Source organism: Pseudomonas sp. A-R-19 (genome assembly GCF_019956575.1).
Taxonomy (GTDB): domain Bacteria; phylum Pseudomonadota; class Gammaproteobacteria; order Pseudomonadales; family Pseudomonadaceae; genus Aquipseudomonas.
Genome location: NZ_JAHBDR010000072.1, coordinates 1 through 25,250, shown reverse-complemented (window position 1 = coordinate 25,250; position 25,250 = coordinate 1). Strand labels below are relative to the sequence as shown.

General features: G+C 60.0%; 22 protein-coding genes. 12 read left to right on the top strand and 10 right to left on the bottom strand.

All coding sequences use genetic code 11. The annotated features are described in order from the left end of the window. Positions 1 to 414 precede the first annotated feature (414 nt). Both algB and KGA88_RS21135 read left to right on the top strand, forming a co-directional pair. A complete protein-coding gene (gene algB, locus KGA88_RS21140) occupies positions 415 to 1,761 on the top strand; it encodes a sigma-54-dependent response regulator transcription factor AlgB (RefSeq protein WP_223594094.1) in 1,347 nt (448 codons plus the stop codon). A gap of 10 nt (positions 1,762 to 1,771) precedes the next feature. Next, positions 1,772 to 3,562: a KinB sensor domain-containing domain gene (locus KGA88_RS21135; protein ID WP_223594092.1), complete on the top strand. Its 1,791-nt coding sequence runs from the start codon at positions 1,772 to 1,774 to the stop codon at positions 3,560 to 3,562. A 7-nt stretch (positions 3,563 to 3,569) separates the two neighbouring features. Here KGA88_RS21135 and KGA88_RS21130 read toward each other — a convergent pair whose 3' ends face one another. From KGA88_RS21130 to KGA88_RS21100, 7 genes are all read right to left on the bottom strand, one after another. Next, a complete protein-coding gene (locus KGA88_RS21130) occupies positions 3,570 to 5,183 on the bottom strand; it encodes an EAL domain-containing protein (RefSeq protein WP_223594090.1) in 1,614 nt (537 codons plus the stop codon). 76 nt (positions 5,184 to 5,259) lie between these two features. After that, complete coding sequence (locus tag KGA88_RS21125; RefSeq protein WP_223594089.1) at positions 5,260 to 6,039, bottom strand: N-acetylmuramoyl-L-alanine amidase; 780 nt, start codon at positions 6,037 to 6,039, stop codon at positions 5,260 to 5,262. Positions 6,040 to 6,131: 92 nt separating this feature from the next. After that, positions 6,132 to 8,135: a GGDEF domain-containing protein gene (locus tag KGA88_RS21120; protein WP_223594088.1), complete on the bottom strand. Its 2,004-nt coding sequence runs from the start codon at positions 8,133 to 8,135 to the stop codon at positions 6,132 to 6,134. Further along, the gene (locus KGA88_RS21115; RefSeq protein WP_103397944.1) at positions 8,132 to 9,010 is read right to left on the bottom strand and encodes an endonuclease/exonuclease/phosphatase family protein; all 879 of its coding nucleotides are present in this window, start codon (positions 9,008 to 9,010) and stop codon (positions 8,132 to 8,134) included. The genes KGA88_RS21120 and KGA88_RS21115 overlap by 4 nt, the downstream gene beginning before the upstream one ends. A gap of 14 nt (positions 9,011 to 9,024) precedes the next feature. Continuing rightward, positions 9,025 to 9,666 carry a thiol:disulfide interchange protein DsbA/DsbL gene (locus KGA88_RS21110; RefSeq protein ID WP_110658229.1) on the bottom strand — a complete coding sequence of 214 codons (642 nt, stop codon included), beginning with the start codon at positions 9,664 to 9,666 and terminating at the stop codon, positions 9,025 to 9,027. Positions 9,667 to 9,866: 200 nt separating this feature from the next. Further along, a complete protein-coding gene (locus KGA88_RS21105) occupies positions 9,867 to 10,496 on the bottom strand; it encodes a c-type cytochrome (RefSeq protein ID WP_223594087.1) in 630 nt (209 codons plus the stop codon). A 45-nt stretch (positions 10,497 to 10,541) separates the two neighbouring features. Next, a complete protein-coding gene (locus KGA88_RS21100; RefSeq protein WP_110658225.1) occupies positions 10,542 to 10,832 on the bottom strand; it encodes a c-type cytochrome in 291 nt (96 codons plus the stop codon). Between the two features lie 191 nt (positions 10,833 to 11,023). Here KGA88_RS21100 and yihA point away from each other — a divergent pair, with 191 nt between their 5' ends. Continuing rightward, a complete protein-coding gene (gene yihA, locus KGA88_RS21095; RefSeq protein ID WP_110658223.1) occupies positions 11,024 to 11,668 on the top strand; it encodes a ribosome biogenesis GTP-binding protein YihA/YsxC in 645 nt (214 codons plus the stop codon). 404 nt (positions 11,669 to 12,072) lie between these two features. Here the strand turns inward: yihA and polA are convergent, their stop codons facing one another. Then, positions 12,073 to 14,877, bottom strand: coding sequence for a DNA polymerase I (polA, locus tag KGA88_RS21090; RefSeq protein ID WP_223594085.1), 2,805 nt, complete (start codon positions 14,875 to 14,877; stop codon positions 12,073 to 12,075). Between the two features lie 74 nt (positions 14,878 to 14,951). Here polA and KGA88_RS21085 point away from each other — a divergent pair, with 74 nt between their 5' ends. Further along, positions 14,952 to 15,239, top strand: coding sequence for a DUF2782 domain-containing protein (locus KGA88_RS21085; RefSeq protein ID WP_223594082.1), 288 nt, complete (start codon positions 14,952 to 14,954; stop codon positions 15,237 to 15,239). Positions 15,240 to 15,299: 60 nt separating this feature from the next. Then, the gene (locus KGA88_RS21080; RefSeq protein ID WP_110658217.1) at positions 15,300 to 16,250 is read left to right on the top strand and encodes a homoserine kinase; all 951 of its coding nucleotides are present in this window, start codon (positions 15,300 to 15,302) and stop codon (positions 16,248 to 16,250) included. Between the two features lie 104 nt (positions 16,251 to 16,354). Here the strand turns inward: KGA88_RS21080 and znuA are convergent, their stop codons facing one another. Next, a complete protein-coding gene (gene znuA / locus KGA88_RS21075) occupies positions 16,355 to 17,275 on the bottom strand; it encodes a zinc ABC transporter substrate-binding protein ZnuA (RefSeq protein ID WP_181431997.1) in 921 nt (306 codons plus the stop codon). A 66-nt stretch (positions 17,276 to 17,341) separates the two neighbouring features. Here znuA and zur point away from each other — a divergent pair, with 66 nt between their 5' ends. The 4 genes from zur to KGA88_RS21055 are packed head-to-tail and all read left to right on the top strand — an operon-like array spanning position 17,342 to position 20,144. Beyond that, positions 17,342 to 17,824, top strand: coding sequence for a zinc uptake transcriptional repressor Zur (zur, locus tag KGA88_RS21070; protein ID WP_008045818.1), 483 nt, complete (start codon positions 17,342 to 17,344; stop codon positions 17,822 to 17,824). Next, on the top strand, positions 17,824 to 18,609 hold the full coding sequence (gene znuC / locus KGA88_RS21065; protein ID WP_110658213.1) for a zinc ABC transporter ATP-binding protein ZnuC: 786 nt from the start codon (positions 17,824 to 17,826) through the stop codon (positions 18,607 to 18,609). The genes zur and znuC overlap by 1 nt, the downstream gene beginning before the upstream one ends. Further along, on the top strand, positions 18,602 to 19,390 hold the full coding sequence (gene znuB / locus KGA88_RS21060) for a zinc ABC transporter permease subunit ZnuB (RefSeq protein WP_110658211.1): 789 nt from the start codon (positions 18,602 to 18,604) through the stop codon (positions 19,388 to 19,390). Before znuC ends, znuB begins: the two co-directional genes overlap by 8 nt. Positions 19,391 to 19,427: 37 nt before the next feature. Continuing rightward, positions 19,428 to 20,144 (top strand): PA5502 family lipoprotein, encoded by a 717-nt coding sequence (locus KGA88_RS21055; RefSeq protein WP_110658209.1) that lies wholly within the window; start codon positions 19,428 to 19,430, stop codon positions 20,142 to 20,144. Positions 20,145 to 20,250: 106 nt separating this feature from the next. Here KGA88_RS21055 and katE read toward each other — a convergent pair whose 3' ends face one another. Beyond that, entirely contained in the window at positions 20,251 to 22,389 is a 2,139-nt protein-coding gene (gene katE, locus KGA88_RS21050; RefSeq protein ID WP_223594081.1) for a catalase HPII, read from the bottom strand. Between the two features lie 209 nt (positions 22,390 to 22,598). Here katE and KGA88_RS21045 point away from each other — a divergent pair, with 209 nt between their 5' ends. Genes KGA88_RS21045 through KGA88_RS21035 form a run of 3 tightly spaced genes read left to right on the top strand, consistent with a single transcriptional unit; the run spans position 22,599 to position 25,114 of the window. Beyond that, a complete protein-coding gene (locus KGA88_RS21045) occupies positions 22,599 to 23,606 on the top strand; it encodes a methionine ABC transporter ATP-binding protein (RefSeq protein ID WP_007969809.1) in 1,008 nt (335 codons plus the stop codon). Further along, positions 23,606 to 24,280: a methionine ABC transporter permease gene (locus tag KGA88_RS21040; protein ID WP_008002212.1), complete on the top strand. Its 675-nt coding sequence runs from the start codon at positions 23,606 to 23,608 to the stop codon at positions 24,278 to 24,280. Before KGA88_RS21045 ends, KGA88_RS21040 begins: the two co-directional genes overlap by 1 nt. Positions 24,281 to 24,340: 60 nt before the next feature. Next, on the top strand, positions 24,341 to 25,114 hold the full coding sequence (locus KGA88_RS21035) for a MetQ/NlpA family ABC transporter substrate-binding protein (protein ID WP_110663143.1): 774 nt from the start codon (positions 24,341 to 24,343) through the stop codon (positions 25,112 to 25,114). The last annotated feature ends 136 nt before the right edge of the window (positions 25,115 to 25,250 follow it).

Genomic DNA, 25,250 nt, shown 5'->3' with positions numbered 1-25,250 from the left:
GGTATTCGATAGCGGGCGTTTGTTTTTGAATGCCCTGGTCAACTAGACGATTGCAGCCTGCATGCCAGCTTTTATTCGAATTAATAAACTTGAATATCAATGACTTATGATCATCAAAAGAATCACTTCGCACGCATCCTGCACGATGCCTCTTGTGCGATCGTGCGTATTGCACGATTGATTTGAAGGAAGACGTAAATTTTTTGAATTGAGAGGAGGACGCGGATGTCAGAAATACACGCTAGCCGCTGTCGGAACCCGGCCATCTATTAAAAGGCCGGCTAAATCAGGTGGCTAACCGATACATAGGATGAAAGCTACCCTGCCATGACAGGAATGGCTCAGAATCAATCATGCAACTTGCCCGATTTCTCCGGGACTAAATAAAGATTATTCATTAAGGAGCGTAGGAAAATGGAATCAGCCACTGAGCATCAAGGCCGCATTCTGCTGGTGGACGATGAGTCAGCCATCCTGCGTACTTTCCGATACTGCCTTGAAGACGAAGGCTACAGCGTGGCCACCGCCACCAGTGCCGCGCAGGCAGAAGCCCTATTGCAGCGGCAGGTCTTCGACCTGTGCTTCCTCGATTTGCGCCTGGGCGAAGACAACGGCCTCGATGTGCTGGCCCAGATGCGCATCCAGGCACCCTGGATGCGGGTGGTGATCGTCACGGCGCATTCTGCTGTCGACACGGCGGTTGATGCGATTCAGGCCGGTGCCGCCGACTATCTGGTCAAACCGTGCAGCCCCGATCAATTGCGCCTGGCAACCGCCAAGCAACTGGAAGTGCGACAACTGTCGGCGCGACTGGAAGCCCTGGAAGGTGAAGTGCGCAAGCCCAAGGATGGCCTGGACTCCCACAGCCCGGCCATGAAAGTGGTACTCGAAACCGCCCGCCAGGTTGCCACGACTGATGCCAACATCCTGATTCTTGGTGAGTCCGGTACCGGCAAGGGCGAGCTGTCCCAGGCCATCCACGGCTGGAGCAAGCGCGCCAAAAAATCCTGCGTCACAATCAACTGCCCGTCGCTGACCGCCGAACTCATGGAAAGCGAGCTTTTCGGCCACAGCCGCGGCGCCTTCACCGGTGCCAGCGAAAGTACCCTGGGGCGGGTCAACCAGGCTGATGGCGGCACGCTATTTCTCGACGAGATCGGCGACTTTCCCCTGACTTTGCAGCCGAAGTTGCTGCGTTTCATTCAGGACAAGGAATATGAGCGCGTCGGTGATGCGGTGACCCGCCGCGCCGATGTGCGCATCCTCGCGGCCACCAACCTCAACCTTGAGGACATGGTCCGCGACGGTCGTTTCCGTGAAGACCTGCTCTATCGCCTGAACGTCATTACCTTGCACCTGCCACCGCTACGCGAACGCCGCGAAGATATTCTCAACCTCGCCGATCGCTTCCTGGCGCGCTTCGTCAAGGAATACGCCCGTCCGGCACGCGCTTTCAGTGACGAAGCCCGGGAAGCGCTGCTGTGCTATCGCTGGCCAGGCAACATCCGCGAGCTGCGCAACGTGATCGAGCGCGCGAGCATCATCTGTCCGCAGGAGCGGGTCGAGATCAGTCATCTGGGGATGGCCGAAACCCCGGTCAACAATGCACCGCGTATCGGCGCGGCATTGAGCCTGGATGAACTTGAAAAAGCCCATATCGGCGCGGTCCTCGCCACTGCCGACACGCTGGACCAAGCGGCCAAAACCCTGGGCATCGACGCCTCGACGCTGTACCGCAAGCGCAAGCAGTACAACTTGTGAGCAATGGCCGATGAAACTGGCGATGAATCTGCGGACCCGGCTTTTCCTGAGCATCTCCGCACTGATCACCGTCGCATTGCTCGGGCTCTTGCTCGGGCTGGTCAGCGTGATGCAGATGGCCGGCAGCCAGGAAATACTCATCCGCAGCAACTTCGTCACTCTGGACCTTGGTCTCAAGCTGCGTCAGACCCTGGGTGATCAACTGATCATCATGCTCAGTGAGAAGCCTGACTCCGCCGCTTTCGCTGCCTCCAAGCAGCATTACTTCGAATTGCTCGAACAAGGCATTGCCCAGGAACCGGCGGAAACGGGTAGCGAATACGGTTTCAGAAAAGCCAAGGCCGACTACGAGCGCTTTATCCAGGCTTATGAAACGTCCCCGGACCCGTCGAAGGTACTCAGCAGCAACGACAACCTGACGGAAAAATTCAATTCGCTGCGCAATGGCCTGATTGCCGAGCACAAACGAGCACTGGACAACATCAACGATACCGAGCGCCAAGCCCGGGAGCGCGCCCTGTTGATTGCCGGGTTACTTGGCCTGGTTGGGCTGGCGGTGCTGATCATCGGCTTCGTGACCGCACAGGCCATTGCCCGGCGGTTCGGCGAGCCCATCGAGGCCTTGGCCAAGGCGGCGGACAACATTGGCCAAGGCAACTTCGATGTCACCCTGCCGATCTCTTCGGCGGTGGAGCTGAACCAGCTGACCCGGCGTTTCGGCATCATGGCCCAGGCGCTGCGTGAACATCAGGCCACCAACGTCGATGAGTTGCTGGCCGGCCAGCAACGATTGCAGGCCGTGCTCGACAGCATCGACGACGGACTGCTGATGATCGACCGCCAGGGCCAACTGGAACACCTTAACCCTGTGGCCCAGCGTCAGTTGGGCTGGGAGTCCGATCGGCTGGGCCAAGGCCTGGGCACGGCACTGGAGCGCCCCGAACTCGATGAGCAGCTGCAACTGGTGCTGCGCGGCGGCACGCTGGAGCGGGCGCCGGAAGACTTGAGCATCGAAATCGACGGCGAGTCGCGACTGCTGACTTATAGCCTGACCCCGGTCAGCCATACCCAGGGCCATATCCTCGGTGCCGTGATGGTGCTGCATGACGTCACGGAACAGCGTGCCTTCGAACGGGTACGCAGTGAGTTTGTATTACGCGCCTCCCATGAATTGCGCACGCCAGTCACCGGCATGCACATGGCGTTCGGATTGTTCCGCGAGCGTGCGCACTTCGCCCCGGACTCCCGGGAAGCCGACCTGCTCGATACCGTGAATGAAGAGATGCAGCGACTGATGCAGTTGATCAATGACCTGCTGAATTTCTCGCGCTACCAGAACGGTTTGCAGAAACTCACCCTGGCGCCGTGTTCCATCGAGGCGTTGCTGGAACAGGCTCAGTCACGCTTTGCCACATCGGCCGAAGAGAAGGAAATCAGTCTGCTGGTGGAAGTGCAGGGGCCTTTGCCGCGATTGCAGGCCGACCAGCCACAACTGGACCGGGTACTCGATAACTTGCTCGACAACGCCTTGCGTCACACCGGTTCAGGCGGGCGGATACGCCTGCACGCCCGGCGCCACGGCGATCGGGTCATCATCAGTGTCGAGGACAATGGCGAAGGCATTGCCTACGGCCAGCAGGGGCGGATCTTCGAGCCGTTCGTCCAGGTCGGACGCAAGAAGGGCGGAGCCGGACTCGGTCTGGCCTTGTGCAAGGAAATCGTGCAATTACATGGCGGGCGGATGGGCGTCTATTCACGGCCGGGGCAGGGTACTCAGTTCTACATGGCGCTGACCGTTTAGCTCGCGCTCACGCCTCGTCATCCAGGCGCCGGCCGGCCAGGCGTCGCCCGCGGGTTATCAATTCGATGAACTGAACCGCGCTCAATGCATGGGCGAACAGCCAGCCCTGGCCGAACTTCACGCCTTCACTGCTCAGGAATTCGGCCTGGGCTTCATGTTCAATGCCCTCGGCAATCACCTTCAGGTGCAGCGACTGGGCCATGTGAATGATGTGTGGGGCCACACCGCTGCTGGCGGCGTCATGGCCCAATGCATCAATGAACGCCTTGTCGATTTTCAGGCAATCCACTGGCAGGGTCTGCAAATAGGCGAGGCTGCAATAGCCGGTGCCAAAGTCATCGATCAACACCTGGTGCCCGACATCTCGCAGCGATTGCAGGTTTTCCCTGGCCACCACCACATCGACCAGCCCGCGCTCGGTGACCTCAAAGGCAATTTGCCGCGCAGCGACGCGGTGCAGGGTCAGCAGCCGCGCCATCACCTGGCCGATTCGCGGCACCGTCACATCGCACGCCGCGAGATTGACCGAGATGTACAGTTGCGGGTTGGCACGCAGCAACTGGCCGAGTTGCTCGAGCAGGCGTTGCAGGACAAAGTCCGTCATCTGGCGAATCTGCCCGGTGTTCTCCGCCATCGGAATGAACAGGTCGGGACTGGTCAGGGTACCGTCCGGCCTGCGCCATCGCAGCAGCGCTTCAGCCCCGACACAGTTGCGGCTATCGAGGTCGAAGATCGGTTGATACAGCACCTGCAACTCGCCACGGCTAATTGCGCCGGTCAATTCGGCGTCCAGTGACTGCCGCTGGCACACCAGCAGATACACCAGGAACCCAACGCATATACCCAGCGCGAGGCTGGCCGGCACCAGCCACCACCACACCACCGGGATATGCATGCCGGTACGCGGGCTGATCAACACCAATTGATATTCCGGGTTATCGGTGGGCATGCGGTATATCAGGCGTGTCTGGGTGATCTGTAGCTCATCACGGCTGCTCTGTGGCCAGGCTTCGACCGGCGGCCATATCTGAGAAGCACCCAGCACCGGAATCGCGCGCGTACCATGATCAAGGACTACCAAAAGGCTGCTGCCCGGCGACAGGTCGACCATGTCGGTCAAATGCCCGCGAGAGGTCGCGACCCGGAAATTCCCGCGCCCGAGCATCAACGCGGCGCGGTTTTCATCGGGTTCGGTGGTGGTGTTGAGCCAATAGCTGTAAGTCGGGCCTTTGATGTCTGGCGATCGACTCAGCGACAGCCCTTCCTGGCGAGGGCGATTGGAGCAGATTCGCGAGGAATCCATGTAGGCGGCTTCGTAGACGAAACGATAATTGAACGTGACCTGTTGCAAGGTTGCGATCATTTCAGCATCGCAGCCGCGCAATGGTTGTGCTTCAAGGTCGTCGAGGCTTTCACGCAGTTGCCCGAAGAGCTGTTCCAGGCGGGCGAGGAAGCGTTCACCCTGGGCATTCATTTCTTCGCTTTCGTTTTGTTCGACCTGGTGTACGGCGACGAACAGACTTCCGGTCATCAACAACGTAGCGCTCAAGACAGCAGCCAGCAGCCCCAAGAACCAGGGGCGATGGAACCAACTGTGGAAGGTCTCTCGAGCAGCATTCATTGCGTAATATCCGAAGGATTACCAATGAGTTATAGCTGCTGATTGGAAAAAAGCCCTGACCGTCGGGCGGCCGTCATTATTTTGTCTGGTTCAACACCAGAAGCAGCGCTGCAGTTTGTGCATCCGGAGTGCCATCGAAGCGCGCCGGGCGGAAATGCATCTGGAATGCCGCTATCACATGGCGTGTCGCGACATCGAGCTCGCCGGTTTGTGGCGAGGCATAACCCAGATGGGCCAATTGCGCCTGAAACCAGCTGATGCTCGGCAACTGTTCGGCGAACTGCACCTGCTGTCGCGCCACCGCCTGTTCGTTCGGCCAGATACCCAGGCCTTCGGCAGCCAGGCGCTTCCAGGGGAACAGCGGCCCCGGGTCCAGCTTGCGCAACGGCGCAATATCGCTATGACCGATGATGTCGCGAGGCTTGATGCCCTGACGCTTGCTGATGTCCTTGAGCAGGACGATCAAGGACTGGACCTGATCTTCGCTGTAGGGATACCACACGCGCCCGGCTGGAGTGTCCTTGAAACCAGGGTTGACGATTTCGATACCGATGGAACTGGAGTTCAGCCAGGTCCGGCCATTCCATTCGCTCTCTCCGGCGTGCCAGGCCCGCTGGTTTTCATCCATCAGCTTGTAGATGGTGGCGCCCTTGTCATCACCGATCAGGTAATGGCTGCTGACTTCGCCGCGGGTCAGCAGTTGCAACGAACGCTCCAGCGAAGCATTGGTGTAATGCACCACCACGAACTGCACACGGCTGTCGTAATTGGCTGAAGGATGGCTGGTGTCAAAACGCGGACCGCTGGCGCAGCCGGCCAGCAGGATCAGTGACACGATCAGGGCAAAATATTTCATAGCGAAAGCAGTACGCATAAGACAGTAATGCAACAGTGTAACGTAATGCCTGGCGGGCTGGCTGCATTCAAACAAAATGGAACAATTGACGATCAGCCCGGTTCGACCCGGTTGCGTCCGGCATTTTTTGCGCGGTACAACGCCTGATCGGCTCTTTTAAGCACTTGATCGCCGTGCTCACCCGGCCTGAACGCAGACATTCCGATCGACACGGTGATGGTCACCGGTTCTCCCTTGAAGTGAAACGGACAGGCCTCAATGGAGGCACGCAAGCTTTCCAGCAATTTCAGCCCCGCCGACGGCACCGTGGATGGCATTAACAGCACAAACTCTTCACCGCCAAACCGGGCAATGAAATCCGTTCCGCGCAGACGCTTGCGCAATACGCTGGCAATGATCTTCAGCACTTTGTCGCCGGCCAGGTGCCCGTAGTTATCGTTGATGCGCTTGAAATGATCGAGGTCGAGCATGGCCAGCAGCAGCGTATTGCCATGTTGCTGCCATTGTTTGACTTCATGATCCAGGCGCTCGCTCCAGGCCGCGCGGTTGGGCAGGCCGGTCAACGGGTCGACCAATGCCTTCTGCCGTTGCTCTTCAAGGTGCTCGCGATAGCCCTGGGCCTCCTGCTCCATATGGGCGACCCGTTCGGCCAGGCTGTAAAGGCGCGCAGCGACCTCTTGCTCGCGCTCATCGCGCTGTTTCTGGTGCTGGTCCATGGTGCCCAGCAAACCTTCGAGATGGTTTTCCAGAACGTGCTTGAGATCTTCCAGGTCCGCGGCTTCCTGCATGCTGCTTTGCAGACCATCGACCTGTTCGCGGATCTGCGTGTCCATCTGCCGCGCAGCCGAGCGGTTGTCGGCGTGCCCTGCGGTAGCGGCCTGCAAGTTGCTCTGGAATGATTCGAGGCGCTCGTTCAGTCGTTGCAGATAGGCTTCGAACTCATGCTGACCACTGTCGGTGATAGCCAGCATCAAGGTGGCGAAGTCGTCGAGAATCGGCAGCAATTCGTACCAATTCAGACCGTTTTTCAGACGATCGCGCATCGATTCGGCTTGCGGGCGATGACGCTCGGGCAATGTCAGGTCTTCGAGCAGCCCCAGCAGTGTGTCTTCGATGTGGCTGGCCACCGAGCTGTAGGAGGGCTCGGGGGAATCCGGGAGTGCATAGAGAATGTCGTGTTCGGGTTGCGGCTGGTCGACGACGGCCACGTCCTCCGTCGGAGTCGCAGGCAAGCTATCCGGCGATGCTTGCGCGGTCAGCTCGTCGGGGTTTGCTTGCGACTCAAGAGGCGCTTCGATGGTGTCCAGGGCCGGCTTGTCGGTCGATTCGATTTCTGCGGCGGCTGCATTGGCTGGTTGGGGCTCCGCAGCCGCAGGTGCGAATGCCACGACTGCCGGAGCAGGCGATGCGACGGCAGGCTCGGACTTGTCTTCAACTCGCTCAACTGTAGGCGCCTCGCAGACTACCGGCTCAACCACGACCTGGGCCGGCTCGATAATCGCCGCCCGGCTCTCGGCTACAGGGGCAGCCGGCGCGGGGGTAGTAGCCGTTGCTGCCAGCGCCTCCTCTGCTTCGCGAGCGCCAAACAATCGCTGGAGCAAGCCTGGCCGACCGGGCTCCGCCGGAGTCTCCAGCTGGCTCAGGGCCTTGCCTTGCAAACCACTCAGCTCGCTGAGCAACAACGGTATCTCACGCGCCTGGCTGACCCGCGCATCCAGTTGCTTGGCGAAATTCTTGAGGGGCCGGCTCACATCCCGTGGCAGCGGCAATGTTTGCAGTTGAGTGACCAGTGCAGATAGGGCGGCACTGGTCTGGTTGACCCGGGTTTCCCGACGTTGCTCGGAGTCGAGCACGGCTTTTTCCAGGCGTGGAATCAGCGCGGCCAGGCCGGCGTCCATGTCGTCGGTACGCACGACCTCGCGCATTTCCTTCATGCATTGGTCAACGGCGCGGTCAGTCCCTTCCGCCGCCAGGGTGCTGCGCACCAGCCCACGGCGCAGCAAGTCGAGCCGCGCGTCCCAGCGACGTTCGAGCTTTTCCTGTTGTTCAATGCTTTTGAGGTATTTTTCTTTCCAGCGCTGTACTTCGTCGCTCATTCATGGGATCCGCGAGGGGCAGGACTCAACGCGGGCAATGCATCGGCCGTGAGCGAACCCGGCAGACGAATCTCCACCGCGACCGGCAGGTGATCGGAAATGGGCTGCGCCAGCACCTCGACCTTTTCCAGGGTCAGGCTCGGGCTCAGCAGGATATGGTCCAGGCAGCGCTGTGGGCGCCAGCTGGGGAACGTTGCTTCCAGTTGCGGCGCAAGCAGGCCGAGGTCACGCAACGGGGAGTGTTGCAGCAGGTCACTGGCATGGGTGTTCATGTCGCCCATCAGCACCTGATGTTTGTAACCGCCAATCAACTCGCGGATGTAAGCCAGTTGCAGGCTGCGCGCCCGAGCGCCCAGCGCCAGGTGCATCATGACCACCACCAACGCTTCCGGGCCTTCGCCGAACCGTACCAAGATGGCCCCGCGCCCCTTTGGCCCCGGCAACGGATGATCTTCAATGGCCCACGGACGCAATCGGCTGAGCACGCCATTGCTGTGCTGGGCCAGGCGACCAAGATTGCGGTTGAGTTGTTGATACCAGTAGGGAAAGGCGCCGAGCTGGGCCAGGTGTTCGACCTGATTGACGTAGCCTGAGCGCAGGCTGCCGCCATCGGCTTCCTGCAGGGCAACCAGATCGAAGTCGCCGAGCAGGTTGCCGATTTTCTGCAGATTGTCGGCACGCCCGGTGTGCGGCAGCAGATGCTGCCAGCCCCGGGTCAGGTAATGCCGATAGCGCTCGGTACTGATGCCGACCTGGATATTGAAACTGAGCAAGCGCAGACGACTGTCTGCGGGCAGGCCCGTGGACTCCAGATGATGCTCGTTGACCCGCGGGTCATGCAGGCCAACGATGCGTTCAGTACCCCATCGGCGCATGGCAGTGACTGCCCTTAGTTGGCGGCAGCCTTGTTAGCCGCTCGCTCTTTGTCGATCAGTTTGTCGGCCAGTTGCAGGGCCTGTTCGGCACCGCCAGCAGAGCCCACGTCAAAGCGGTATTTGCCGTTGACGATCATGGTTGGAACGCCGGAGATTTCATACTTCTTGGCCAGTTCACGAGCCTTGACGATCTGACCCTTGATAGCGAAAGAGTCGAAAGTCGCGAGGAATTTGTCCTTGTCCACGCCTTGGGTAGCGAGGAAGTCGGCCATGTCGTTCTTGTCGGTCAGTTTCTTGTGTTCTTTTTGAATCGCATTGAACACTGCGGCGTGAACGTTGTGCTCGACACCCATGGCTTCAAGCGTCAGGAACATCTGGCCGTGAGCATCCCACGGGCCGCCGAACATGGCTGGAATGCGCACGAAGTTCACGTCCGAAGGCAGCTTCTCGACCCACGGATTGATCACTGGCTCGAAGGCATAGCAATGCGGGCAGCCGTACCAGAACAGCTCCACCACTTCGATCTTGCCAGGCACGGCGACCGGAACCGGGTTGCTCAGTTCGACGTAAGGGGCGGCTGGGGCTTCGGCGGCCTGGGCAGTCATGCCGAACAGGCTGGCAGCGGCAAAAACGGCGCTGATGATCAGATTACGCATGCTTCACTCCTGGACAAATTTTTTCGCCTCGCGCGACCTGTTATCAGACAGGTCCTGGCGGGCTTGAGTTCTGTAGTGTAACGGCAGCGGCCACAAAAAAGGGCGGCCAAAGCCACCCTTTTTATACTGGTTGCAACGGATTAATCGAGCGTTAACGTTGCAGGCGACAAGCCCCCCATTCAACGCCCGATCCGCCGGCCTTAGTGCAGCCCTTGAATGTAGCTGGACACTGCGGCGATATCTTCGTCGCTCAGTCGTTTGGCGATGGTTTGCATAGTCTTGGCATCGCCATCGTTGGTGCGGCCACCTTCTTCCTTGCGGAAGTCGGTCAGTTGCTTGGCGACGTATTGAGCGTGCTGGCCCCCGAGGTGCGGGAAACCGGCGGCTGCGTTGCCGGCGCCGTTCGGCGAGTGGCAACCGGTGCAGGATGGCAGGCCCTTGGCCAGGTCACCGCCACGGAACAGGGCTTCACCGCGAGCGACGATTTTCGGATCGGCGGCGCCGACGCTGCCTTTCTGGCTGGCGAAGTAGGCGGCGATGTCCGCCAGGTCCTGATCGCTCAGGTTGGTCAGCAGGCCGGTCATTTCCAGAACGGTGCGCTTGCCCGACTTGATGTCGTGCAATTGCTTGGTCAGGTAGCGTTCACCCTGACCCGCCAGTTTTGGAAAGTTTGGCGCCATGCTGTTGCCATCCGGGCCGTGGCAGGCGCCACAGACGGCGGCTTTGGCCTGGCCGGCCTTTGCATCACCCGGTTGTACTGCCTCACCTGCAGCATGGGCCATGCCGGAGATGCCCACGGTCAACAGCAGACTCACGATCAATTTCTTCATCAGCTAATCCAACTACGGCTAAGGGTTAAGAGTTATGGACCGGGCTTACTCGCTCATCCAAAGGATGATGACTTGGTAATCCTCGGCACTGCAGTCCATGCACAAACCACGCGGCGGCATCGCCTTGAAACCCTGGGTCACGTGTTGCACCAGCGTCTCCATACCTTTCGCCAACCTCGGCGTCCAAGCTTCCTGATCGCCCTTTTTCGGCGCCGTTGGGAGTTGGCCAGAATGACAGGCACCACAAACACGGTTGTACACAGCTTCCGGATCCTGTGTAGCCTGAGCGCTGTAAAGCGGCATCAAGACACCGGCAGCTAGCAGCCATTTCGTCATAAAACGACCTTTTCAGGGTTGAGAGCGTGCTGCGTTCTAGTGCGCAATCAAGGTCTGTCGCTCTCGTGAACTTCATCCTACGCTGGGACAAAGCGCACACAAAATCTGCGGCATTATATACTGGCGTCACTGAAACGGAAGCGACACTGCTTGCCACACCCATTCCTGGCGCCGCCCACATCGGAAATCCCATGCAACTCAAGAATCCCATCCTCGGTCTGTGCCAACAGTCCACCTTCATGCTCAGCGCCGCCAAAGTCGACCAATGTCCGGATGACGAGGGCTTCGAAGTTGCCTTCGCCGGGCGTTCCAACGCCGGCAAGTCGAGTGCTTTGAACACCCTGACCCACGCCAGCCTGGCGCGAACCTCGAAAACCCCGGGTCGCACGCAACTGTTGAATTTCTTCAAGCTAGACGATGAACGCCGTCTGGTCGACCTTCCGGGCTACGGTTATGCAAAAGTACCGATCCCGCTCAAGCAACACTGGCAGCGTCACCTCGAGGCGTACCTGGGTGGACGCGAGAGTTTGAAAGGTCTGATCCTGATGATGGACATCCGCCATCCGATGACCGATTTCGACCTGCTGATGCTCGACTGGGCCGTGGCTGCCGGCATGCCGATGCACATTCTGCTGACCAAGGCGGACAAGCTGACCTATGGCGCAGCCAAGAACACGCTGCTCAAGGTTCAGGCAGAAATCCGCAAGGGCTGGGGCGATAGCGTGTCGATCCAGCTGTTCTCGGCCCCCAAGCGCATGGGCCTGGAAGACGCCTACACCGTGCTGGCAGGCTGGATGGAGCTGGCGGACAAGGGTGCCGAGGTAGCAGCCCAGTAAGCAGCGAAAGCTGCCTGGGACGCCCCGGGCAGCTTTCTGCGGGCAAAAAAAACCCCGGACTTCATATGGGGAGGGAGAAGTTCCGGGGTTCAAGTTCTAGACCGCTAGGGCGGGGTCCAGATATCTGCCAACACTTAACACAACATAGGAGCATCGAAGGGCTTCACCAGCCATTCAGTTACTCTGAGTGGTGGCTGCAAGATTAGTTCAGATTTTTTTCAAATCGCTTTGGAATAAATATAATAGCCTTCCGGACTAAGCTGTTTGCGCCCTTCCGCCGCGGCACTATGCCGCAGCAGAACACGACAATTTTCTGTAGAAGCGAGCTTGCTCGCGATGGAATATCAGTCGAAATCGATGTATCTGACACTCCATCGCGAGCAAGCTCGCTCCCACAAGAAGGCTCAGTGAGCCTCATCCCAGTTATTTCCAACACCCACTTCGACCAGTAACGGAACATCCAGTTTCGCCGCCTCGCTCATGTGCACGCGAATTTCATCGCGAACCTTGTCGACCAGATCTTCACGCACCTCAAGCACCAGTTCATCGTGCACCTGCAAGATGACTTTGGCGTCCAGGCCAGAGGCGGTCAACCAGTTATCCACCGCAACCATGGCTTTCTTGATGATGTCCGCAGCAGTGCCTTGCATCGGCGCGTTGATTGCCGTTCGCTCGGCGGCGGCGCGCTCTTGCGGCTTGTTGGAGTTGATGTCCGGCAGGTAAAGGCGACGACCGAAGAACGTCTCGACATAACCTTGCTCGGCGGCCTGGGCACGCGTGCGGTCCATGTACTGGCGAACGCCGGGGTATCGGGCGAAGTAGGTATCGATATAGGCCTTGGCAGTCTTGGTGTCGACGCCGATGTCCTTGCCGAGCTTCTGCGCGCCCATGCCGTAGATCAAGCCGAAGTTGATCGCCTTGGCGCTGCGGCGCTGGTTGGAGGTCACGTCGGCCAGTTCGACCTTGAACACTTCGGCGGCGGTCGCGGTGTGTACGTCCAGATTGTGGCGGAAGGCGTTCATCAGCCCTTCATCCCGGGACAGGTGCGCCATGATCCGCAGTTCGATCTGCGAGTAGTCCGCCGCCAGCAATTTGTAACCGGCCGGGGCCACGAAGGCCTGGCGGATGCGACGCCCTTCGGCGGTGCGCACCGGAATGTTCTGTAGGTTCGGATCGCTGGAGGACAGCCGCCCGGTGGACGCTACCGCCTGGTGATACGAGGTATGGATCCGCCCGGTACGCGGGTTGATCTGCTCCGGCAGACGGTCGGTGTAGGTGCTTTTCAGCTTGCTCATGGAGCGGTATTCCATGAGCACTTTCGGCAGTCGATAATCGTCTTCCGCCAGCTTGGCCAGCACTTCTTCGGCGGTGGATGGCTGACCCTTGGCGGTTTTCTTCAATACCGGCAGGCCGAGCTTCTCGTAAAGAATCACGCCCAGTTGCTTGGGCGAACCGAGGTTGAACTCCTCGCCGGCAATCTCGAAGGCTTCACGCTCCAGCGCCACCATCTTGTCGCCCAGTTCGATGCTTTGCACGCCCAGCAAGGCGGCATCGACGAAGGCGCCCTGGCGCTCGATACGCGCCAATACCGGCACCAACGGGATTTCAATGTCGGTCAGCACGCTGGCCAGGCTCGGAATAGCCGAGAGCTTTTCGAACAGGGTCTGGTGCAGGCGCAAGGTGATATCCGCATCTTCGGCGGCATAAGGCCCGGCCTGCTCCAGGGCGATCTGGTCGAACGTCAGCTGTTTCACGCCTTTGCCGGCGATGTCCTGGAAGCTCACCGTGGTGTGATCCAGATACTTCTGTGCCAGGCTGTCCATGTCATGGCGCGTGGCCGTGGAGTTGAGCACGTAGGACTCGAGCATGGTGTCGAAGGCAATGCCGCGCACGGTGATGCCGTTGGCCTGATCGCCACCGATGGCACAGTTGGCCAGGATGTTCATGTCGAACTTGGCGTGCTGGCCGACCTTGAGCTTGTTTGGGTCTTCCAGAATTGGCTTGAGCGCACGCAGAACCGTGTCGCGATCCAGTTGCTGCGGCACGCCGATGTAGGAATGGGTCAATGGGATGTAGGCCGCCTCATTGGCCTGAACCGCGAATGACAAGCCCACCAGTTGCGCTTGCTGCGCGTCGATGCCGGTGGTTTCAGTGTCGAAGGCAAACAGCTTGGCGTTGTTCAGTTTTTCCAGCCAGGCATCGAACCGCGCCTGATCGAGGATGGTTTCATAGGCGGCTTCAGCAGCGACGGCCGGTACTTCAGGCTCTGGTTCGCTGAACAGATCGGCGGCCGGTGCAGGCTCGGCGGCAGCGCTCAGTTCCAGGCGCTTGGCGTCGCGATCAAGGTCGTTCAGCCAGCTCTTGAATTCCAGCAGGGTGTACAGCTCGTAGAGTTTGGCCGGGTCCTCAGGACCCATTTGCAAGTCGTCGAGCCCAACGTCCAGCGGCACGTCGACCTTGATGGTCGCCAGTTGATAGGAAAGGAAAGCCATTTCCTTGTGCTCTTCGAGCTTGGCCGGCAGGGTCTTGGCGCCGCGGATCGGCAAAGTCGGCACGATGTCGAGCTGTGCATAGAGCTCGGTCAGGCCGCCGTTCACACCGACCAGCAGGCCAGAAGCTGTCTTCGGGCCGATACCCGGAACGCCCGGAATGTTGTCGGAAGAATCGCCCATGAGCGCCAGATAATCGATGATCTGCTCCGGAGCGACGCCGAATTTCTCCTTCACGCCCTCCACGTCCATGCTGCTACCGGTCATGGTATTGACCAAGGTAATGTGACCGTCGACCAGTTGCGCCATGTCCTTGTCGCCGGTGGAGATGATCACCGGACGATCCGCTGCCGCGCTGCTGCGGGCCAGGGTGCCGATCACGTCATCGGCCTCGACACCTTCGACGCACAGCAGCGGGAAGCCCAGGGCGATCACGCTCTGGTGCAGCGGCTCGATCTGCACGCGCATGTCGTCAGGCATGCTCGGTCGGTTGGCTTTGTATTCGGCGTACATGTCATCGCGAAAAGTCCCACCCTTGGCGTCGAACACCACGGCGAACGGACTATGCGGATATTGCTTGCGCAGGCTCTTGAGCATGTTCAATACGCCCTTGACCGCACCGGTCGGCAGGCCTTTGGACGTGGTCAGCGGCGGCAGCGCGTGAAAGGCGCGATACAGGTAAGAAGAACCGTCCACCAGGACGAGGGGGGCTTGGCTCATGAGCAGGATCAACCTTTTCGGCGGGTCCGGCGCTAGAATAGCGGGACCGTTGACGACAAAGGGACAAGGTTATCATGCGCACACTAAATCGCCTGTTGCTGGCTGGCTTGTTTGCAATCACACCACTGGCCGTCATGGCGGCGGACGATGCGCCGACACCCGAGCCGGAAGTCACGATCCACACGGAAGGGGACAAGGTCATTCAGGAATACCGCCAAAACGGCTTCCTGTATGCGATCAAAGTCACGCCCAAAGGCGGCAAGCCGTATTTTCTGGTGCGCGCGGATGGCTCGGAGGGAAACTTCATCCGCTCCGACTACCCGGATATGCTGATTCCGGCGTGGGAAATTTTTAAGTGGTAAGTCGTCCCTAACTTTAATCGGCGCTGGCTCAACAGCGGCGCCCGTATTGGCAGTTTAAACATGTCTGTGTTCACCCCCCTGGCTCGGCCCGAGCTGGAAGCTTTTCTTGCCCCTTATGGCCTCGGCCGCCTGCTTGATTTCCAGGGGATTGCCGCCGGTAGCGAAAACACCAATTTCTTTATCAGCCTGGAACAGGGCGAGTTTGTCCTGACCCTGGTCGAGCGCGGTCCGGTTCAGGAAATGCCGTTCTTCATCGAACTGCTCGACGTGCTGCACGGCGCCGACCTGCCGGTGCCTTACGCCATTCGCACCACCGACGGCGTGGCCCTGCGCGAACTCGCGGGCAAACCTGCGTTGCTGCAACCGCGTCTGGCCGGCAAGCACATCAAGCAAGCCAACGCGCAACATTGCGCGCAGGTCGGTGAGTTGCTCGGCCACCTGCACCTGGCGACCCAGGCCAACATGATCAAGCGCAAAACCGATCGCGGCCTGGACTGGATGCTGGAAGAGGGCACGCAGTTTTTGTCGCACCTCGGTGCCGAACAGAAAGACCTGCTGCAACGGGCGCTGGAAGAAATCACCCGGCAGAAAGAAAAAATCCTGGCACTGCCACGAGCGAATATTCACGCCGATCTGTTCCGCGACAACGCGATGTTCGAAGGCACGCACCTGACCGGGCTGATCGACTTCTACAACGCCTGCTCCGGGCCGATGCTCTACGACGTGGCGATTGCCTTGAACGACTGGTGCTCGGACGACGATGGCGTGATCGATGGACCGCGAGCGCGGGCCTTGCTGGGCGCTTATGCGGCCTTGCGACCGTTCACCGCCGCCGAAGCCGAGTTGTGGCCGACCATGCTGCGGGTGGCTTGCGTACGGTTCTGGTTGTCACGCTTGATCGCGGCGGAGTCGTTCGCCGGGCAGGACGTGTTGATTCACGATCCGATGGAGTTCCAGCTGCGCCTGGCGCAGCGGCAGACAGTCAGCACTCTGCTGCCTTTCGCCCTTTAACTCTAAATTGTGCAGCACATTTGTAGGAGCCGGCTTGCCGGCGATGACGCTCTTCAGGACGCCATCGCTGGCAAGCCAGCTCCTACAAATACCGTGCGCGGCAATTACAAAGACTCCAGGCACCCTGCCAGATCATTCCCCAGCTTCTCCAGCACCTGCTCATAGCCCTGAGCAGTCGCCGGTGTGTACCCGCCCAGCGCATCCAGCTCAGCCAGTTTTACCGGCAAACCCGCCACCAGGGTTTCCGCCAGGCGTGGACGCAGCGGTGGCTCGCTGAACACGCAAGTCTTGCCGACTTCCTGCAAGCGCGCACGCATCGCCGCGACATGCTGGGCACCGGGTTGTACTTCGGCCGCGACGCTGAACACACCCACGTGCTTGAGGCCGTAGGCGTCTTCGAAGTAGTCGAAAGCTTCGTGGAACACGAAGTAAGGCTTGCCCTGAACATCGGCAAGGCGCTTCTTCAGGCGCGCATCCAATGCATCCAGCCGCTCGTCGAAGGCTTTCAGGTTGCTCTGGTAGCGCGTGGCATTGTCAGGATCGGCGGCACTCAGGTCAGCCGCGATTTTCGTGGCGATGACCCGGGCGTTGATCGGCGACAGCCACAGGTGCGCATCCAGGCTGCCCGGACGGTGATCGTGGTCGTGGTCGTCGGCTTCTTCGGCGTGAGAGTGGCTATCTTCGGCGAAACGGCGCAGTTTCATCCCTGGCAAATCCTGCACGGCGACGCTGGGCAACGCACGACCATTGAGCACGCGCGGCAGGAAACCTTCCATGTCCGGGCCAATCCAGTACAACAGGTCCACCGATTGCACCTTGCGTACGTCGGAAGGGCGCAGCGCATAGTTATGTGGCGAGGCACCCGGCGGCAGCAAGACCTCGGGAATCGCCACGCCATCCTGCACCGCCGCGGCGATCAACTGCAGTGGCTTGATGCTGGTAAGGACTTTGACTTCGGCCTGCGCCGGACCGATCAGCAGAAAAGTTGCGATAAATGCAACAAAGATAGAAAAAAGTCGGGACACGATGACCACTCGAAGAGGCGAGAACGGGTAACATAATAACGTCTCTCACAAAACTCGTCGCCGCTCATGCTAAAAACACCGATTGCCAGCCGCCCCCACGACCACTCGCATTGCGTTCACAGCGCTTTGTCCGAGGCCGATGCCCTGTGCGCGCGTCAAGGCCTGCGCCTGACCGCATTGCGCCGGCGAGTGCTGGAACTGGTGTGGCAAAGCCACAAGCCCCTGGGTGCCTACGACATTCTCGCGGTCCTCAGCGAGCAGGACGGTCGCCGCGCTGCGCCGCCGACGGTGTACCGCGCGCTGGATTTCCTGCTGGAAAACGGCCTGGTCCATCGAATCTCCTCGCTCAACGCCTTCATCGGCTGCAATCACCCGGAACATGCTCACCAGGGTCAGTTCCTGATCTGCCGTGTGTGCCACGCCGCGATTGAACTTGAGCAAAAATCCATCAGCGACGCGATCATCGCCAGCGCCAGGGATGTCGGGTTTGTCGTCGAAGGCCAGACCGTCGAAGTGGTCGGTCTCTGCTCGGGTTGCCAGGGGGCTTGATGAGCAATGCGCTGATCCGTCTTGAGCAGGTTGCCGTCACGTTCGCCGGGCAACCGGTGCTGGACAACATCGAGCTGAGCGTCGAGCCGGGGCAGATCGTTACCCTGATCGGCCCCAACGGCGCCGGCAAGACAACCCTGGTGCGTGCCGTGCTCGGCCTGTTGAAACCGGACAGCGGCAGCGTCTGGCGCAAGCCGAAACTGCGGGTCGGCTACATGCCGCAAAAACTCCACGTCGATCCAACCCTGCCGTTGTCGGTCCTGCGATTCCTGCGCCTGGTGCCGGGCGTGGACCGTGCGATGGCCTTGTCGGCACTCAAGGAAGTCGGCGCCGAACAGGTGATCGACAGCCCGGTGCAAAGTGTTTCCGGCGGCGAAATGCAACGCGTGTTGCTGGCCCGGGCCTTGCTGCGCGAACCGGAGCTGCTGGTGCTCGACGAGCCGGTACAGGGTGTCGACGTGGCCGGCCAGGCCGAGCTGTACAGCCTGATCACCCGCCTGCGCGACCGTCATGGTTGCGGCGTGCTGATGGTCTCCCACGATTTGCATCTGGTGATGAGCACCACGGACCAGGTGGTTTGCCTCAATCGTCACGTCTGCTGCTCCGGCCATCCCGAGCAGGTCAGCGGCGATCCGGCATTCGTCGAGTTGTTCGGAAAGAACGCACAAAGCCTGGCGATTTATCACCACCATCACGACCACGCCCACGACTTGCATGGCTCGGTGGTCAAGGCGCCCGCGTCGGGCCAACCCCATGTTCACGGAGATAGCTGCAAGCATGGCTGATTTTCTGCTCTACGCCCTGCTTGCAGGCCTGGCCCTGGCCATTGTCGCAGGCCCGCTGGGATCTTTCGTGGTCTGGCGGCGCATGGCCTATTTCGGCGACACCCTGTCCCACGCGGCATTGCTCGGCGTGGCCCTGGGCTTTCTGCTGGATGTCAGCCCGACCGTTGCCGTCACCGTTGGCTGCTTGCTGTTGGCAGTGATGCTGGTGACCTTGCAACAACGTCAGCCATTGGCATCCGACACGCTTTTGGGAATTCTCGCACCCAGCACGCTCTCTCTGGGCCTGGTGGTACTAAGCTTCATGCACGAAGTGCGGATCGACCTGATGGCCTATCTGTTCGGTGACCTGCTGGCGATCAGCCCGACCGATCTGGCCTGGATCCTTGGCGGAAGCACTGCGGTACTGGTCTTGCTGGTTGCGTTGTGGCGCCCATTGCTGGCGATCACGGTGCATGAAGAACTGGCCAGGGTCGAAGGCCTGCCCGTGGCGGGATTGCGCCTGGCCTTGATGCTGTTGATCGCGGTGGTGATTGCCGTGGCGATGAAAATCGTCGGTGTGTTGCTGATCACTTCGTTGCTGATCATCCCGGCCGCTGCGGCACAACGTCACGCCCGCTCGCCGGAGCAGATGGCACTGGGCGCAAGCCTGCTGGGCATACTCGCCGTGTGTGGCGGGCTGGCACTGTCCTGGTTCAAGGACACCCCCGCCGGCCCATCGATTGTGGTCACAGCCGCCGCGCTGTTTCTGCTGAGTTTTGTTCTGCCCCGTCGAGGGGTGTAGACTTGCTCGTTTTTTGCGCAAATAGAGAGTCGCAGGAATGAAGTCGTTCGCCTCCCGTTATCTGCTCCTTGTCGCATTTTCTTTGCTGCTGGGCGCCTGCCAAAGCACGCCACCGGCGGCCACAGAGGCCGCCGATGCGCGGGCCACGGCCATCGTACAACTGGAACAAAACATCGCCAGCGATGAACTGGCCACGGCCGAAGACCAATTGGCCGCCTTGCAAGCCGAATCGCCCAACGATGCATCCCTTGAGCAATACCAGCGGCAACTGGCCGAAGCCTATCTGCGCCGCAGCCAGATCGTGCTGCAAAAGGGTGACGTGGATGCCGCCGCGACCGCCCTCAGTCGTGCCCGCGCATTGATGCCCAAGGCTCCGGCACTGACCGGCGGCGTCAACGGCTCGATCGCCCAGGCGCGCAAGGCCGAGCTGGAAAAAGCCGAAGCCGCCCTCAAGGCTGCCGAAGCCAAGCCAAAAGCCAAGGTCATCGATCTAACGGCTGAAAGCACCACGGTCGCACTGAACATCAACGATATGGGCAAATTGCGTCGCCAACTGGATGCCATCGCCGCCGATGTGGTGAATTTTCAGTGCGATGTAAGCATTCAGGCTCCGCGTACCGATGATTACCCTTGGCTGGCGAACTTGCTGACCAAACGAGTCAAGAAGCTCGATCCTGAGTTTGACCTGAAGCTTGATCGGCAGATTTTGCGCAGTGTTCCGGCGCAGATGGTTTTGAGTCCGCGTAAACCTTAAAAAGCTTCGCGAGCAAGCCCGCTCCCACAGGGGGCTTGCGACAGTCACCGATCCAATGTGGGAGCGGGCTTGCTCGCGAAGGCGTCCTCACTGGCAATACCTGCTCTCAAGCCGGAATCGCCCTGGCCTTCGCCTCCCTGGCCCAAACCCGATGCTGCCCGATCGCCAGCAAAAACGGCTTGATCAACTTCGCATCCGCCCCCACGACCAGCCCCGCATCAACCTCCAGCTTCAACACATCCAGTAACTGCTTCGCCTCGCCCTGCAACGCGATGGCCTTCAGATGCTTGTACGCCTCCAGCAGGTAGTGCAGCGCCACCCCGTCAGTGCTCAGCGCCTTGACCGACGCAGCCCCGCCGGGCACGAACAGCGCATCGAAGGCCACAGACGGCGAGCCTTCCATCGAAGCATCGACCGCCAGGGTTTTGCCATCGGCGGTTTTCACTGGCGCCGAAGTAGGCCCTAACAGCTTCGCGTGGACACCCTCGGCTTTCAGTGCTTTCTTCATGGCATCGATCGAGGCTTTATCGACACCGTTTGCCACCAATATCGCCACTTTTCGCGTCTTGATGTTCTCCGGCAATAAATTCGCCTGGCTCAGCGCAGGCGAATGATCGGGCGAGGTTTTGCGCACCTCGACGGTTCCTCTAGCTGGCGCCGGTAATCCGAGGTTCTGCGCAACACGCCTGGCCAGTTCCAGATCGATATTGGCGAGTATTTCGTTCACTTCCCGGACGCGGATCGCCTCGCGTTCAACCTTGCCCAGCTCAAAACTGTAGGCCGAGATAATGTGCTCCCGTTCATGCTCACTCATGCTGTGGAAAAACAAACGCGCCTGGGAGAAGTGGTCAGCGAACGATTCGCTGCGCTGGCGAATCTTGTTGGCGTCGATGCGCTCCGGATAGCTCTCGAAACCACCATCCCGAGCAGAGGCCGGCGTTTCCTGTGGCCAGCCGCCATCGATGGAATTCGGCTCGTAAGACGCACGCCCCTTGTCGATAGCGGTTCGGTGCTGCGCATCCCGCTGACCGTTATGGAACGGTGACACCGGCCGGTTGATCGGGATCTCGTGAAAGTTCGGCCCGCCGAGTCGGCTGATTTGCGTGTCGGTGTAGGAAAACAATCGACCTTGCAGCAGGGGGTCGTTGGAGAAGTCGATCCCGGGGACGATATGCCCGGGGCAGAAGGCAACCTGCTCGGTTTCGGCGAAGAAGTTGTCCGGGTTGCGATTCAGCACCATTTTGCCCAGCGGCGTGATGGGTACCAGCTCCTCTGGAATGAGCTTGGTCGGGTCAAGGATGTCGAAATCAAAGGCATGTTCGTTTTCTTCTTCGATCACCTGCACCCCCAACTCCCACTCCGGGTAATCGCCGATCTCAATCGACTCCCACAGATCACGACGGTGGAAGTCGGCATCTTTTCCCGCAAGCTTCTGCGCTTCATCCCACACCAGCGAGCAAGTGCCGGCGGTTGGCCGCCAGTGGAATTTGACGAAGCGCGACTTTCCTTCGGCGTTGATCAGCCGAAAGGTGTGCACGCCGAAGCCTTGCATGCTGCGCAGGCTTTTCGGGATCGCCCGGTCGGACATCGCCCACATCACCATGTGCGCCGACTCCGGCACCAGCGAGACGAAGTCCCAGAAGGTGTCATGGGCCGAGCCACCGGTAGGGATCTCGTTATGCGGCTCGGGTTTGACCGCGTGCACGAAGTCAGGAAACTTGATGGCGTCCTGGATGAAGAACACCGGCATGTTGTTGCCCACCAGGTCGAAATTGCCTTCGTCGGTGAAGAACTTCACGGCGAACCCTCGTACGTCGCGCACGGTATCGCCTGACCCACGCGGCCCCTGCACCGTGGAAAAACGCACGAACACCGGGGTTTTCTTCGCTGGATCCTGCAGGAAACCGGCCTTGGTCAGCACCGAGTGATTTTCATAGCTCTGGAAAAAACCATGGGCGCCAGTCCCGCGAGCATGGACGATGCGCTCGGGAATACGCTCGTGGTCAAAATGCGTGATCTTTTCACGCATGATGAAATCTTCCAGCAACGACGGCCCACGGGCTCCGGCCTTCAGGGTGTTCTGGTTGTCCGCCACCTTTACACCCTGATTGGTGCGCAAGGCCTGATCAGTGGCATCGCTACGAAATGTTTCCAGGCTCTCGAGCTTGGCGTTGGTGTTGTGGCGGTCCGGGGTGGCGGTCCCGGCCAGGGCGCTCTGGGTGGCGGCAGGCTTCTTGGTACTCATCAGGCGTGAACTCCTTGGGCGTATTCCAGTGACCTAAGTAGTGACTGGCGAGCTTCTACAGCCGTTCCTTTTTTCTGACCTTTGATCGCGTTATTGCCAAATGACAGGACAAATGCGAAATAAATGCTAAGAACCTCTATACGGACAGGCTAAAATGCGCGCCCGGCTAACCGCTGACCCTTTTCTAACGCGCCCACAAGGTTCGCTACGTGATCGAGTTTCAAAACGTCCACAAAACCTACCGCGTCGCCGGTAAGGAAATCCCCGCCCTGCATCCGACCAGTCTGACGATTGAGAACGGGCAGGTTTTCGGCTTGATCGGTCATTCCGGCGCAGGAAAAAGTACCCTGCTGCGTCTGATCAATCGCCTGGAAAACGCCAGTGGCGGCAAGATCACCGTCGACGGTGAAGAAGTCACCGCGCTCGACGCCAATGGCCTGCGCCGCTTCCGTCAGCAGGTCGGGATGATTTTCCAGCACTTCAACCTGCTGGCCTCCAAGACTGTCGCCGACAACGTTGCACTGCCACTGACTCTGGCCGGCGAGCTGTCGCGCAGCGAGATCGACTCGCGCGTGGCCGAATTGCTGGCGCGGGTCGGCTTGTCCGACCACGCGAAAAAGTACCCGGCGCAACTGTCCGGCGGGCAAAAGCAGCGTGTCGGCATTGCCCGCGCCCTGGCGACCAAACCGAAAATCCTGCTGTGTGATGAAGCCACCAGCGCCCTCGACCCGCAAACCACCGCATCGGTGCTGCAATTGCTGGCCGAGATCAACCGCGAGCTGAAACTGACCATCGTGTTGATCACCCACGAGATGGACGTGATCCGCCGGGTCTGCGATCAGGTCGCCGTGATGGACGCCGGCGTGATCGTCGAGCAAGGCTCGGTGGCCGAGGTGTTCCTGCATCCGAAACACCCGACCACCAAACGCTTCGTGCAGGAAGACGAGCAGATCGACGAAAGCGAACAGCGTGACGACTTCGCTCACGTACCAGGGCGCATTGTGCGCCTGACCTTCCAGGGCGAAGCGACCTACGCGCCTCTGCTGGGCACTGTCGCCCGCGAAACCGGTGTGGACTACAGCATCCTGGCCGGTCGTATCGACCGCATCAAAGACATCCCTTACGGGCAACTGACCCTGGCCGTGACCGGTGGTGACATGGAAGCGGCCTTTGCCCGCTTCACCGCAGCCGACGTCCACATGGAGGTGCTGCGCTAATGGAAGCCCTGACAAGTTTCTTCGCCAACATCGACTGGTTCGAAATCTGGCTGGCCACCGGCGACACCCTGCTGATGCTCGGCGGTTCGCTGTTGTTCACCGTACTGCTCGGCCTGCCGCTGGGCGTGCTGCTGTTCCTGTGCAGCCCGCGCCAGTTGCTGGAAGCCAAAGGCGTCTACGCGATGTTGTCGCTGGTGGTGAACATTCTGCGTTCGCTGCCGTTCATCATCCTGTTGATCGTAATGATTCCGTTCACCGTATTGATCACCGGCACGTCCCTCGGTGTCGCCGGTGCGATCCCGCCACTGGTGGTGGGTGCCACGCCATTCTTCGCCCGCCTGGTGGAAACCGCCCTGCGTGAAGTCGATCGCGGCATCATCGAAGCGACCCAGGCCATGGGCGCGACCACGCGACAGATCATCACCAATGCCTTGCTGCCGGAGGCTCGTCCGGGCATCTTCGCAGCGATTACGGTGACAGCCATTACACTGGTGTCCTACACGGCGATGGCCGGTGTGGTGGGCGCCGGTGGTCTCGGTGACCTGGCGATCCGTTTCGGTTACCAGCGCTTCCAGACCGATGTGATGGTGGTGACCGTGGTGTTGCTGCTGGTACTGGTCCAGGTGCTGCAAACCGTTGGCGACAAACTGGTCGTCCACTTTTCCCGTAAGTAAGACATGAGCCGGCCATTCGCTGGCAGGCGCCAAACGGGCGCCTCACAAGGAGTTAGCTGAATGAAAAAACTACTCGTCGCCTTCGCTGCTGTTGCCGCATTCTCGGCCCACGCGGCCGACACCCTGACCGTCGCGGCCACCCCGGTTCCGCACGCCGAGATCCTCGAATTCGTGAAGCCGACCCTGGCCAAAGAAGGCGTGGACCTGAAGGTCAAGGTCTTCACCGACTACATCCAGCCGAACGTGCAGGTCGCGGAAAAGCGCCTGGACGCCAACTTCTTCCAGCACCAGCCGTACCTGGATGAGTTCAACAAGGCCAAGGGCACCAACCTGGTTTCCGTGGCCGGCGTACACCTGGAACCCCTGGGCGCTTACTCCAGCAAGTACAAGACCCTCGCTGAACTGCCTGGCGGTGCCAACGTGGTGATCCCGAACGACGCCACCAACGGCGGCCGTGCGCTGTTGCTGATGGCCAAGGCCGGGCTGATCAAGCTGAAGGATTCGAACAACATCCTGTCGACCGTCAAGGACATCACCGAGAACACCAAGGACCTGAAAATCCGTGAACTGGAAGCCGCGACCATCCCGCGCGTGCTGACCCAGGTCGACCTGGCGCTGATCAACACCAACTACGCGCTGGAAGCCAAGCTTGATCCGGCCAAAGACGCACTGTTCATCGAAGGCAGCGACTCGCCGTACGTGAACATCCTGGTGGCTCGCCCGGATGACAAGGACAGCGAAGCGATGAAGAAACTGGTAGCTGCCCTGCACAGCCCGGAAGTGAAAGCCTTCATTCTCGAGAAGTACAAAGGCGCGGTAGTGCCGGCGTTCTGATCGACTGAAGCAATGAAAAAGGGCGCATCTAATGCGCCCCTTTTTTTGCCTGAAACACAGCCCCCCTGTGGGAGCGGGCTTGCTCGCGAAGACGGTGTGTCAGCCACTATCCATTTCGGCTGAGCCACCGCTTTCG

Excerpts from the sequence above, each read along its gene's own strand:
- KGA88_RS21115 (WP_103397944.1), bottom strand. The coding sequence starts at position 9,010 with ATGCGCCGATGGGGTACTGAACGCATCGTTGGCCTGCATGACCCGCGG.
- KGA88_RS21055 (WP_110658209.1), top strand. The coding sequence starts at position 19,428 with ATGAAGTCGTTCGCCTCCCGTTATCTGCTCCTTGTCGCATTTTCTTTG.
- yihA (WP_110658223.1), top strand. The coding sequence starts at position 11,024 with ATGCAACTCAAGAATCCCATCCTCGGTCTGTGCCAACAGTCCACCTTC.
- katE (WP_223594081.1), bottom strand. The coding sequence starts at position 22,389 with ATGAGTACCAAGAAGCCTGCCGCCACCCAGAGCGCCCTGGCCGGGACC.
- KGA88_RS21040 (WP_008002212.1), top strand. The coding sequence starts at position 23,606 with ATGGAAGCCCTGACAAGTTTCTTCGCCAACATCGACTGGTTCGAAATC.
- znuC (WP_110658213.1), top strand. The coding sequence starts at position 17,824 with ATGAGCAATGCGCTGATCCGTCTTGAGCAGGTTGCCGTCACGTTCGCC.
- zur (WP_008045818.1), top strand. The coding sequence starts at position 17,342 with ATGCTAAAAACACCGATTGCCAGCCGCCCCCACGACCACTCGCATTGC.
- KGA88_RS21100 (WP_110658225.1), bottom strand. The coding sequence starts at position 10,832 with ATGACGAAATGGCTGCTAGCTGCCGGTGTCTTGATGCCGCTTTACAGC.
- KGA88_RS21105 (WP_223594087.1), bottom strand. The coding sequence starts at position 10,496 with ATGAAGAAATTGATCGTGAGTCTGCTGTTGACCGTGGGCATCTCCGGC.
- znuB (WP_110658211.1), top strand. The coding sequence starts at position 18,602 with ATGGCTGATTTTCTGCTCTACGCCCTGCTTGCAGGCCTGGCCCTGGCC.
- algB (WP_223594094.1), top strand. The coding sequence starts at position 415 with ATGGAATCAGCCACTGAGCATCAAGGCCGCATTCTGCTGGTGGACGAT.
- KGA88_RS21120 (WP_223594088.1), bottom strand. The coding sequence starts at position 8,135 with ATGAGCGACGAAGTACAGCGCTGGAAAGAAAAATACCTCAAAAGCATT.
- KGA88_RS21135 (WP_223594092.1), top strand. The coding sequence starts at position 1,772 with ATGAAACTGGCGATGAATCTGCGGACCCGGCTTTTCCTGAGCATCTCC.
- KGA88_RS21125 (WP_223594089.1), bottom strand. The coding sequence starts at position 6,039 with ATGAAATATTTTGCCCTGATCGTGTCACTGATCCTGCTGGCCGGCTGC.
- KGA88_RS21130 (WP_223594090.1), bottom strand. The coding sequence starts at position 5,183 with ATGAATGCTGCTCGAGAGACCTTCCACAGTTGGTTCCATCGCCCCTGG.
- KGA88_RS21080 (WP_110658217.1), top strand. The coding sequence starts at position 15,300 with ATGTCTGTGTTCACCCCCCTGGCTCGGCCCGAGCTGGAAGCTTTTCTT.
- KGA88_RS21110 (WP_110658229.1), bottom strand. The coding sequence starts at position 9,666 with ATGCGTAATCTGATCATCAGCGCCGTTTTTGCCGCTGCCAGCCTGTTC.
- KGA88_RS21085 (WP_223594082.1), top strand. The coding sequence starts at position 14,952 with ATGCGCACACTAAATCGCCTGTTGCTGGCTGGCTTGTTTGCAATCACA.
- polA (WP_223594085.1), bottom strand. The coding sequence starts at position 14,877 with ATGAGCCAAGCCCCCCTCGTCCTGGTGGACGGTTCTTCTTACCTGTAT.
- KGA88_RS21035 (WP_110663143.1), top strand. The coding sequence starts at position 24,341 with ATGAAAAAACTACTCGTCGCCTTCGCTGCTGTTGCCGCATTCTCGGCC.